Origin of the sequence: Paraburkholderia fungorum, from assembly GCF_046026025.1 — a bacterium.
Taxonomy (GTDB): Bacteria; Pseudomonadota; Gammaproteobacteria; order Burkholderiales; family Burkholderiaceae; genus Paraburkholderia; species Paraburkholderia fungorum_E.
Genome location: NZ_JAQQFL010000039.1, coordinates 77820 through 87182, shown reverse-complemented (window position 1 = coordinate 87182; position 9363 = coordinate 77820). Strand labels below are relative to the sequence as shown.

Annotated in this window: 9 protein-coding genes; 6 read left to right on the top strand and 3 right to left on the bottom strand. The window is 63.6% G+C overall.

Annotated elements, in window-relative coordinates:
• Positions 1-110 precede the first annotated feature (110 nt).
• The 4 genes from PQR67_RS32195 (at position 111) to PQR67_RS32180 (ending at position 4124) form a co-directional block, all read left to right on the top strand.
• A complete protein-coding gene (locus tag PQR67_RS32195) occupies positions 111-398 on the top strand; it encodes a hypothetical protein (RefSeq protein WP_408466844.1) in 288 nt (95 codons plus the stop codon).
• Between the two features lie 61 nt (positions 399-459).
• Entirely contained in the window at positions 460-1662 is a 1203-nt protein-coding gene (locus PQR67_RS32190; protein ID WP_408466843.1) for a CpaE/TadZ family protein, read from the top strand.
• 362 nt (positions 1663-2024) lie between these two features.
• The gene (locus PQR67_RS32185) at positions 2025-2588 is read left to right on the top strand and encodes a methyltransferase family protein (RefSeq protein ID WP_408466851.1); all 564 of its coding nucleotides are present in this window, start codon (positions 2025-2027) and stop codon (positions 2586-2588) included.
• 93 nt (positions 2589-2681) lie between these two features.
• Positions 2682-4124 carry a nicotinate phosphoribosyltransferase gene (locus PQR67_RS32180; RefSeq protein WP_408466842.1) on the top strand — a complete coding sequence of 481 codons (1443 nt, stop codon included), beginning with the start codon at positions 2682-2684 and terminating at the stop codon, positions 4122-4124.
• 7 nt (positions 4125-4131) lie between these two features.
• Here PQR67_RS32180 and PQR67_RS32175 read toward each other — a convergent pair whose 3' ends face one another.
• The 3 genes from PQR67_RS32175 to PQR67_RS32165 all read right to left on the bottom strand — a co-directional run bounded on the left by PQR67_RS32175 (position 4132) and on the right by PQR67_RS32165 (position 7936).
• The gene (locus PQR67_RS32175) at positions 4132-5970 is read right to left on the bottom strand and encodes an ABC transporter ATP-binding protein/permease (RefSeq protein ID WP_408466850.1); all 1839 of its coding nucleotides are present in this window, start codon (positions 5968-5970) and stop codon (positions 4132-4134) included.
• A gap of 40 nt (positions 5971-6010) precedes the next feature.
• On the bottom strand, positions 6011-6886 hold the full coding sequence (locus PQR67_RS32170; protein ID WP_408466841.1) for an extracellular solute-binding protein: 876 nt from the start codon (positions 6884-6886) through the stop codon (positions 6011-6013).
• Positions 6887-6973: 87 nt separating this feature from the next.
• A complete protein-coding gene (locus PQR67_RS32165; protein WP_408466840.1) occupies positions 6974-7936 on the bottom strand; it encodes a hypothetical protein in 963 nt (320 codons plus the stop codon).
• Between the two features lie 226 nt (positions 7937-8162).
• Between PQR67_RS32165 and PQR67_RS32160 the strand changes: the two genes are divergently transcribed.
• Both PQR67_RS32160 and PQR67_RS32155 read left to right on the top strand, forming a co-directional pair.
• The gene (locus PQR67_RS32160) at positions 8163-8651 is read left to right on the top strand and encodes a molybdopterin-dependent oxidoreductase (RefSeq protein ID WP_408466839.1); all 489 of its coding nucleotides are present in this window, start codon (positions 8163-8165) and stop codon (positions 8649-8651) included.
• Between the two features lie 54 nt (positions 8652-8705).
• On the top strand, positions 8706-9329 hold the full coding sequence (locus PQR67_RS32155) for a nitrogen fixation protein NifQ (RefSeq protein WP_408466838.1): 624 nt from the start codon (positions 8706-8708) through the stop codon (positions 9327-9329).
• Positions 9330-9363: the final 34 nt, after the last annotated feature.

Genomic DNA, 9363 nt, shown 5'->3' with positions numbered 1-9363 from the left:
ACAAAAGCCCGCCCCCCCCTACGAGGTCACCCGGCCCCGGGGCCCCCCCACTCGCGGGGCCACGGCTTACCTGGAGATGGTCTTGAGATGGCTCTTCATTCGGGGGTGTCATGAAAACGATCAGCAAGCCGGCCGCATTGCGGCTGGATCACCACAGCACGGCGCAAGGCGCCGGTTTCTCCTACCAGCGGCTCTTTGCGCGGCAGCGGCCATTATTCGCCGCGCCGTCGGCCGATCTGCTCACGCTGGTGATCGCCGAGGCGATCAAACGTAAGGCGCAGGCCGAGATTCAGCGCGACGTATTGCGCGAGGCTCTCTATGAGATTCCGGTTGCGCCCGAACGGGACCGCGAATGGGGCGCGGACATCTATCCGTCCGAACCCGACGACCAGGCCTGAACGCCGACTGTGATTGACGTGGCCTTACCCACCGGAAGGCTTCAGTTCGGTGGAGCCCGACATGATCGACATTTTCCTGATTTCGTCCAGCGCGGAGCGCGCGCCGCATATCGTCGCGCGCCTCGAAGAAAGCGGCGTGGAATTTCGTTTGCGCACCGCTTACGGCACGGCGCGGCAACTGCGCGTACATGCCCGCGCGATCAGGAGCGCCGATCTGCTGATTGTCGACGACGTCGATCTGAGCGCGCGCGAACTGCATGGCGTCGAAGAGGCGCTGGCCTGCTCGCCCGCGCTGTATTGCATGCTGGTGACACCGGCGCCGTCCGCGGCCTTGCTCACCGCGGCAATGCGTGTGGGCGTGAGACAGGTACTGTCGTGGCCGCTGGACGCCTATGAGATTGCCGCGGCACTCACGCAGATTGCCGCGAAAAAAAGTGCGGGTGTGCGCCGTGCCGGACGGATCGTGTCGCTGGCATCGTGCAAGGGCGGCAGCGGCACCACGCTGATCGCCGTGAATCTCGCCTGGTCGCTCGCCGCGCTGCGTAACAGGCGCGTGCTGCTGATCGATCTCTGTCAGCAATTCGCCGACGCAAGCCTGCTCATGGCCGACAAGCCGCCGGCCGTGACGCTCCCTGATCTGTGCTCGCAGATTGACGGTCTCGACGCCGCCTTGCTGGACGCCTGCGTGATGCACGTACACGCGAACCTCGATGTGCTGGCGGGAGCCGGCGACCCGCTCAAGGCGGCCGGGGTGCTGCCCGGACAACTGGAGCAAATTCTCGCGCTAGTGCGCGAGCAGTACGACGCGGTGCTGATCGACATCGGCCAAAGTCTCACCCCGCTGACAATCCATGCGCTCGATCACAGCGACGCGATCTGCATGGTAGTGCGGCAACATCCGCTTTACCTGCACGGCGGCCGCCGGATGCTCGATATTTTCAAGGAACTGGGCTATCCGCCCAGCAAGGTGCGGGTCGTGGTGAATCAATACGACAAGAACGCGCGCATCAACCTGCCGACACTCGAACAGGCCCTAGGCGCGAAGGTCGCTCACCAGCTTGCGCGTGACGACAGGCAGGTCAACGAAGCGCTCAACCGTGGCGTACCGCTCGTCAACGCTGCCCACGACAGCGCGCTGGCGCGAGGTATCTGCCTGCTCGCCGATATGCTATGGCCCGCTATTGCCGAGCCCCGCAAAGGCATGTTCGGCCGCCTGTTCACGCCGCGGCCGAACGTACCGCCGCAACTGAAGCCCGGCCGCTGAGCCAGACCGATCGCCGCTGATTGGCGCGATTGGCGCGCCTGGCTTCAATCCGGGCGCGTGTGGCATAACGCGTGGCATCATATGGACATCCGGCCGCTGTGACTGTTACGCTGCGGCACGGGCGGACCAGAAACCACTCATGCAGTGGGCTTGAAAAATAATTCGCATATCGAAACGAGTAAGGCATGACTGAAACCACACGCTCGCGGGAAATCGATAGCGACGGCCGTCTCGAGAATGCCGCGCATGGCGACCCGGCAAGCGCGGCACCTCGCATCGACGGTGAAGAAGATGGCGTGGCGCCGGCTGGCGGCTGGCGCGAGGCGGCGGTCGAGATCTCCGCACGCGTCGCCGCGGCGCTCATGTTGAGCATTTTTACCTACGCGGCCGTCAAGCAATGGCTCGCCGCGCCCACACGTGTCACCTTGTTGCTGCTCGTGGTGAGCGCGTTCATGACTTTGGGGTTGTCGCTCTTTGCGCGGGTGCCCATCAAACGTGACTGGACACCGTTTGCCTTCATCTGCTCGGTAGGCGGAACGTTCTATTTTCTGGCCGTGCGGCTTTCACCGGGGACTCAGCTCATTCCGGAGCTGGCCGGTGCGTCGTTGCAGTTGCTGGGGATTTTCTGGCAGATGTTCGCGAAGGTGTCGCTGCGCAGGTCTTTCGGTATCTTGCCCGCCAATCGCGGGGTGGTGTCGCACGGCGCTTACCGGTTCATACGCCACCCCATGTACCTCGGGTACTTCATTACGGATATGGGTTTTTTGCTGGCGAACTTCGGGATTCAGAACGTGATTGTCTACGGGTGCCAGTACGCGTTGCAGGTTGGGCGCATTGTGCGGGAGGAGCGGCTCCTGTCCGAAGACGAGCGGTATCGGGCGTATCGGGGTAAGGTGCGGTTCCGGGTGATTCCGGGCGTGTTTTGACGATGTATGGTGTAGTTTCGGCTACGGCCTGAGCGGCAAGACCCCCAGCCGGCCCGATTACCCTTGAGAGAGCCGTCGAGCGCTACGTTACCCATGCAAAGCGATATCAATCCGTTCAACGACATGGCGTCGATCCTGTCCAATCCGATCCTCAACACGGATTCGTACAAGGCGTCGCACTATCTGCAATATCCGCCCGAAGCGTCGGCGATGTTTTCATACATCGAGTCACGCGGCGGGCGCTATGACCGCACGCTGTTCTTCGGTCTTCAGATGCTGATCAAGACGTATCTGTGCCGCCCCATTACACCAGCAATGATCGAGCAGGCGAAGGCGTTTTTCACGGCGCACGGCGAGCCGTTCAACGAAGCCGGCTGGCGTTACATCGTCGAGCACTGCGGCGGCTATCTGCCTGTGCGGATTCGCGCGGTGCCGGAAGGCTCGGTCGTGCCCACGCACAACGTTCTGATGACAGTCGAGTGCGACGATCCGCAGGTGTTCTGGCTGGCCTCGTATCTGGAAACCATGCTGCTACGCGTGTGGTATCCGATTACGGTCGCGACGCAAAGCTGGCATCTGCGCAAAACGATCCGCGCCTATCTGGAGAAAAGTAGCGACGACCTCACGCAATTGCCGTTCAAGCTACACGATTTCGGGGCGCGCGGCGTGTCGAGTGCGGAGTCGGCGGCGATCGGCGGTTCGGCCCATCTCGTCAGTTTCATGGGTTCGGATACGGTGCTCGGCGTGCTTGCCGCGAACCACTACTACAACGAACCGATGGCGGCGTTTTCGGTGCCGGCCGCCGAGCACAGCACGATCACGTCATGGGGGCGCGAGCGTGAAACCGACGCATTCCGCAACATGATCGCGAAGTTCGGCAAACCGGGGGCAATCGTTTCGGTGGTGTCCGATTCCTACGACCTGTTTTCCGCGCTGGAGGTATGGGGCACGGAACTGAAGCAGGCGGTGCTCGACTCTGGCGGCACCCTGGTCATCCGGCCGGATTCCGGCGATCCGCTGACGATCGTCCTGCAGACCATGCGGGCGCTCGAGGCGTCGTTCGGGTCGGCGGTGAACGGCAAGGGGCGGCGCGTGCTCAATCACGTGCGCGTGATTCAGGGCGACGGCGTGAATCCTGATTCGATCGAGGCGATCCTTGCCGGCATGGATGAGGCCGGCTTTGCGGCGGACAACATCGTGTTCGGCATGGGCGGTGCGTTGTTGCAGCAGATCAACCGCGACACGCAGCGCTTCGCCATGAAGTGTTCGGCCATCCGGCTCGGCGACGAATGGCACGACGTACACAAGGACCCGATCACGGACGCGGGCAAGCGCTCGATGAAAGGGCGGCTTACGTTGCTCGTGAACCGTCACACCGGCGAGTATCGAACGGCGACGCTGCCGCTCGTGTGGGATGACCGTACCGCTGAAGCGGATTGGGACGATGCGCTCGTCACCGTGTTCGATTCGGGAAAATTGCTCGTGGACGTGGCGTTGTCCGACGTCAGGGAACGGGCTCACGCGGGGGAGCGTTAGCCGCGGGTCAAGCGAGCTTCCAGACCGACACGCCGGCACCGTCAACATCGATCCGGCAAGGGCTTCCTTCCTGCAACCGGGTATCTTCGTTCGCGATGTCGAACCGGACGCCCGCGATATTCAGGCGGACATACCGCTCACCGCGCCGTAATTCGACGGCATCCACCACACCGGCATACGCGCCATCGGGCGAAATGAGCACGGCGTGGGACGAGATGCGCCACATCACACGTTGCCCGGCTGGCATGGCCATGCCGCTATCACCCGTTGCGATCGCCACACCATTGCCAATCGCGACTTGACCCGGCGCGGCCATCAAACCCTCGCCGACATTGTGCAAGCCGAGCAGTTCGGCAACCCGCATCGAAGCCGGCCGCTCGAACACCGCGCGGATGGAACCCGCCTGCAGCACGCGGCCCTGTTCGACCACCAGCACCTCGTCGGCCAGCAGCGCCGCTTCGTCGGGATCGTGCGTGACGATGATCGTCACCGCGGCAATCTCGCGCTGCAACGCCCGTAGCGATTGCTGCAAGCGTCGCCGCCGTGGCGTATCGAGCGCCGCGAACGGTTCATCGAACAGGAGCAATTCGCTATGCCGCGTGAGCGCCCGCGCCAGCGCCACGCGTTGCCGCTGACCGAACGACAACTGATGCGGCAGGCGCGCGACAAGTTGCGCGAGGCCAAGATGATCGAGCCAGTAACGCGCGCTGGCTGCGTCGGCGTCGACGGGAAACGCGAGTTGCTGCGCGACCGTCATATGCGGAAACAAACCATAGTCTTGCGGCATATAGCCGATCTGGCGGCGCTCGGGCGACAGAGAGCTCAACTCGGTTGCGCCGAGCCGAACGGAACAGGCTGCATTGGATTCGAGCCCTGCAATCAGACGCAACGCGAGAGATTTGCCGGAGCCCGACGGGCCGATGACCGCCAGCCGCCGTGTCGCGGGCATCCACGCAATGTCGAGTTCGAAAGCGCCCAGGCGGCGCTGCAAATGAAAGGCGAGACGCAGGTTGGCGGTTTCGCCTCGGCTGGCGGTGAGATCCGCGCCGGGCTCCGGCGCGTCGTCGCCATTTTCGGTTTGTTCGAGCGCGGTTTTCTGCCGAAGGCTATAGATCGACAGCGCCGCGCAAACAATCGCGATTGCGAGCGTCGGCAGCAGCAGGGGCATCATCGCCGGCAGGCCCTGGCCACCGAATACGACGTACGTGTAGACCGGCAGCGAGTACGGGTGATAAGCCACCATCACCGTCGCGCCGAATTCGCCGAATGCACGTAACCACGCGAGCGCGAGCCCCGCGCGAATCGCCGGCCACGCGACCGGCAACATCACACGGAAAAAACGGCTGCCCGCATGGTGACCGAGCGTTGCGGCCACGTCGTCGAGCACCGGGTCCACCGCGGCAAACGCCGATTTCGCGGCGATGATCAGGAAGGGCGCGGCCACGAAGACTTCCGCGAGCACGATGCCGGCAAATGAATCCGTCAGCGCCCCATTCGTGAAACGGCCAACCCAGCTATACGGCCCGAGCAGAAACAGCAGCAGCACGCCGCTCGTGAGCGGCGGCAAGGCGAGCGGCAACTGCACGACGAAGCCGAGCAGCGCCATCTTGCGTGAGCTGGAACGCGCCAGCAGATAGCCGAGCGGCACCCCGCCGAGCAGAATCACGAACGAGGCCACGCTGGCGCTCGCCGCCGAGATGCCGACCGCCGACCACACCGCGCGCCAGTCGACATTGGGCCAGTCGGCCGTGCCGAGTTGCGGCACGCTCGCGATAAACGGCGCGCACAGATAGACGGCGAGCAGCGCCGCCAGCCACACGAGTGGCCGCGCGGCGGACCGGTTCACGGCCGGTTTTGCCACATTACTTGTCACCTTACTTGCCACATTACTGCGCTGCGTCGATCACGGCCTGGACCGAAGGCGGCATTGCCTGCACGTTGCCGGTGACGGCCGGTTTGATCACGTCGACGCCGTGTTGCTTGAGCAGCGCGCGACCTTGCGCGCTCAGCAGGAAGTCGACGAAGCTGCTCGCGCCCTCATGGTTCGGGGCGTCGCTGAGAATCGTCAGCGTGTAGCTTGCTTTGGCCTGTAATTCGGGCGCCGGACGAATCGCCGGAATTTTCAGGTCGGAGGTTTCGGTCGAGTAGAAGAAGCCCGCATCGAGCTGGCCGGATTGCAGGCGGCCCACCAGCGTTTCTTCAGGCAAAACCTGAGCGGGATTCTCCGCGTCGCCCAGCGTCTTTTCGACGAGGTCCGGCTGATGGTAGAGCGCGGCGGCCTTCGTCACCATCTCGACAGTAAAGGCGCCTTTCGGATCGAGCTTCGGATCGGTACGGCCGATGCGGATGCCCGGTTCCTGCAACACCTGGTCCCAACGCTTGTTCCTGAAGTCCGCGGCGAACCTGCTTTGCGGGTTGTAGCCGATCATCAAGGGCGATTCGGCGAAGCTCACATACCACGTGACATGGTTGCCGTTGGTCTCGCCCATCAGGCCCGCGTTCACCTTCGGGCTGGCGCTAATGAATACGTCGCCGCGGCGCAGCTTGCCCTTGATTTCGTTAGCGATCTTGTTCGAGCCCGCTGCGTAGCCGCGGAAGTGCTGGCCGGTAGCCTTTTCAAAGGCGGGTCCGACGCTGCGCTCCATCAGATTGACGAGCGAGCCGGCATACAGCACGTTGACCGTGTCGTCCTGCGCGAAGGCGGGTGCGGCCGTCACCACGCCGGCCACGACCACGAAAGATGCAAGCAGCTTGCGAATCATGCGATTAACCCCGATGCGTTATTAAGAGCGCTATATTACGACGGCATCGCATGGCGTTGTGCGTCGCGGCGCGCTCCGTGTGGTCAATTAATTGAGCGGGAAAATCCGCACGTAGCTGGTGCCGCCCGTGCTGCCGGCGCGGTCGATGGCGTACAGCAGATGCCGGGGTGCGTCGATGGCGACACCGCGAGCGTCCTGAAAGTCGTTTGCAAGCAGGCTGATGGTGCCATCCGGCGCGATCCGGCAGAGGCCGCTGGTGTTGCATTTGGTATAGAGCGTGCCGCTCGCGTCGACGGCCATCAGGTCGGGGCTGTTGATTTGCGCGAGCGTCGCGCCTGGCGCCACCGCCTGCGATCCGCCGAGCAGCGCGCTCAAACTCGATTTGACGATGTTGTTGTTCGCCTGATCGGAGACGTACACGGTGTCTCCCGACACGGCCACGCCGACCGGCTTGCCGAGGCCCGTCAGCAGATCGCTCTCGAGCGCGGTATGGGCGTTCGGGTCGTAAGTGATCAGGCTCAGGCCGCCTTGTGGAGGCGCGCTGCCGTTTTTGATGAACCACGTGGACAGCAGGCGATTCGAGCCGATCGAGATGAGCCCGAGGCGGCGCCGCGCCGGATTGGGGCCGCTTAGCGGCGCGATCGTGTCCGCCCCCGTGATGCTGAACACCGCGCTCGCGGTGCCGAAGCCGAAGCGTTCGATCATCAGTGTGCCGGCATCGGCAAAGCTCAACTGGCTCAGGCTGTTCGCCTGGCCGGCCACGACCGGCACGCCGGCGTAGTGCGAGAAGGTGTGGCCGTCGGGTGAGGAGAGCACGCCGTTGGTTTGGTCGTCGGTGATAAAGACAGCGCCGTCCGCCGCGCGTACCGCGATGCCGTTCGGTGAGGCGCTGACGGCGATACGTTGCGGAACCGCCGCGACGTTATCGCCGCCGCAACCGGCCAGCAGCGCGATCAAGCCACAACTGACGAGGGCGAGGCGGGTGGTGCCTGATAGGGCGGACGAGAAACCAGATGAAAAGCGGGACAAGACGCGGGACGAAAAGCGCATGTAATCTCCTGAGCGGCCGGATTGGAGACCGGCGGCGAAGCCGCTTGGTCCACGCGAGCCGCAAATTGTTATGGATGCGGATGAGGTCGGCGGAGTGGCCGATATGTCTGGCGATATAGCGGGTATCGACGCATTTCCGCGCCGTGGCCGTCATCGCAGCGTAATATACACACGGACATAACGAGTGAACAAGCCGTTCAGGCAACAATGCTGGAGATAACCGCGTATGGATAGTGTGAATGTGATTGCCGCGCCAGCCGTCGAAAGCGCACTTGTCCTGAGCGGACGATTCCAGCGGCCGTTGTCTTTCGACCTCGAACGGCTCAAGTCGTACGAAAGCGTGCAGTCGACGCCGTTCGATCTGCGCTGCTACACGACCAACCGCTTCATCCGCAGCGTCGAGCCGTACCGCGGCGTGCGTTTGACGACCTTGCTCTCGGAGGCGGGTCTGCCGAACGAGGTGCCGGGCGAGTTCAAGCGCACGGTATTCGTGGCGGTCGGGCACGATGGCTACGTCGTGACGTTTTCATGGCATGAGTTGTTCAACACGCCGATCGGCGAGAACGTGCTGGTCGCATACGAATGCGGTGGCCGTAAGCTCGATGCCGAAGACGGCGCGCCGATTCTGTTTTCCGGGTCGGATATTCTGCCCGCGCCACGCCATGTGAAACGTCTCGCGCGCATCGAGGCGCATGTTTTGAGGCCGCTGGTGTAGCTGATTCGGACGACGGGCGTAACATGGTCGCCTGTTTACCACCGTGTCGCCCACATGCCTGACGAACCGCTTTCGCCTGGTGCCGGAGATGCCGCACCGCTGCGTGCGCCACTCGATGCGCAAGTCGCTGAACGTACGGCAAGGTGGCTGGCCGGGGCCACAGACCCCGTGTCGCCCGACACGCAACTGTTCGCCAGGCTGATTGCCGCGCGCGACGTGCGTGACGAACTTGCGCTGCTGGGCTTGCCGCAACCGGCATGGCGCGCACTACGGGAGCGGCACTTCGTGCATGCGCCCGCGCATGTGCCTTTATCCGCGTTGCCCCTTGTCGACACCGGCGAACGCGCGGCATTCGTCGACACGCTGCGCGCGTTCCTGCTCACGTATTCCAGCGTCACCGTCGACGCAAGCGACGCCCACTGTCTTGCCTCGATCATTGCGCACGCGTGCCTGCGACCCGATCACCTCTGGCGCGACCTCGGCCTTGCGGGCCGCGAAGAGGTCACCTGGATGCTGACGCGTTTTTTCCCGCGGCTCGTCGAACTGAACGTCGACAATCTGCGCTGGAAGAAATTCCTTGCACGGCAGCGTGCGCTTTCGTTAGGGCTCGAGCCTGGCCCCGCTCCCGGTTGTCCGGGCTGCGAAGACTATGGGTATTGCTTCCCCGGCGGGCATTGAGGGCCATTTAGCCAGGGTGGCAGAGTGAGGCGGT

Bases quoted from the DNA above. Each gene is read 5' to 3' on its own strand.
- PQR67_RS32170 (WP_408466841.1), bottom strand. From the start codon at position 6,886: ATGATTCGCAAGCTGCTTGCATCTTTCGTGGTCGTGGCCGGCGTGGTG.
- PQR67_RS32165 (WP_408466840.1), bottom strand. From the start codon at position 7,936: ATGCGCTTTTCGTCCCGCGTCTTGTCCCGCTTTTCATCTGGTTTCTCG.
- PQR67_RS32195 (WP_408466844.1), top strand. From the start codon at position 111: ATGAAAACGATCAGCAAGCCGGCCGCATTGCGGCTGGATCACCACAGC.
- PQR67_RS32190 (WP_408466843.1), top strand. From the start codon at position 460: ATGATCGACATTTTCCTGATTTCGTCCAGCGCGGAGCGCGCGCCGCAT.
- PQR67_RS32160 (WP_408466839.1), top strand. From the start codon at position 8,163: ATGGATAGTGTGAATGTGATTGCCGCGCCAGCCGTCGAAAGCGCACTT.
- PQR67_RS32180 (WP_408466842.1), top strand. From the start codon at position 2,682: ATGCAAAGCGATATCAATCCGTTCAACGACATGGCGTCGATCCTGTCC.
- PQR67_RS32155 (WP_408466838.1), top strand. From the start codon at position 8,706: ATGCCTGACGAACCGCTTTCGCCTGGTGCCGGAGATGCCGCACCGCTG.
- PQR67_RS32185 (WP_408466851.1), top strand. From the start codon at position 2,025: ATGTTGAGCATTTTTACCTACGCGGCCGTCAAGCAATGGCTCGCCGCG.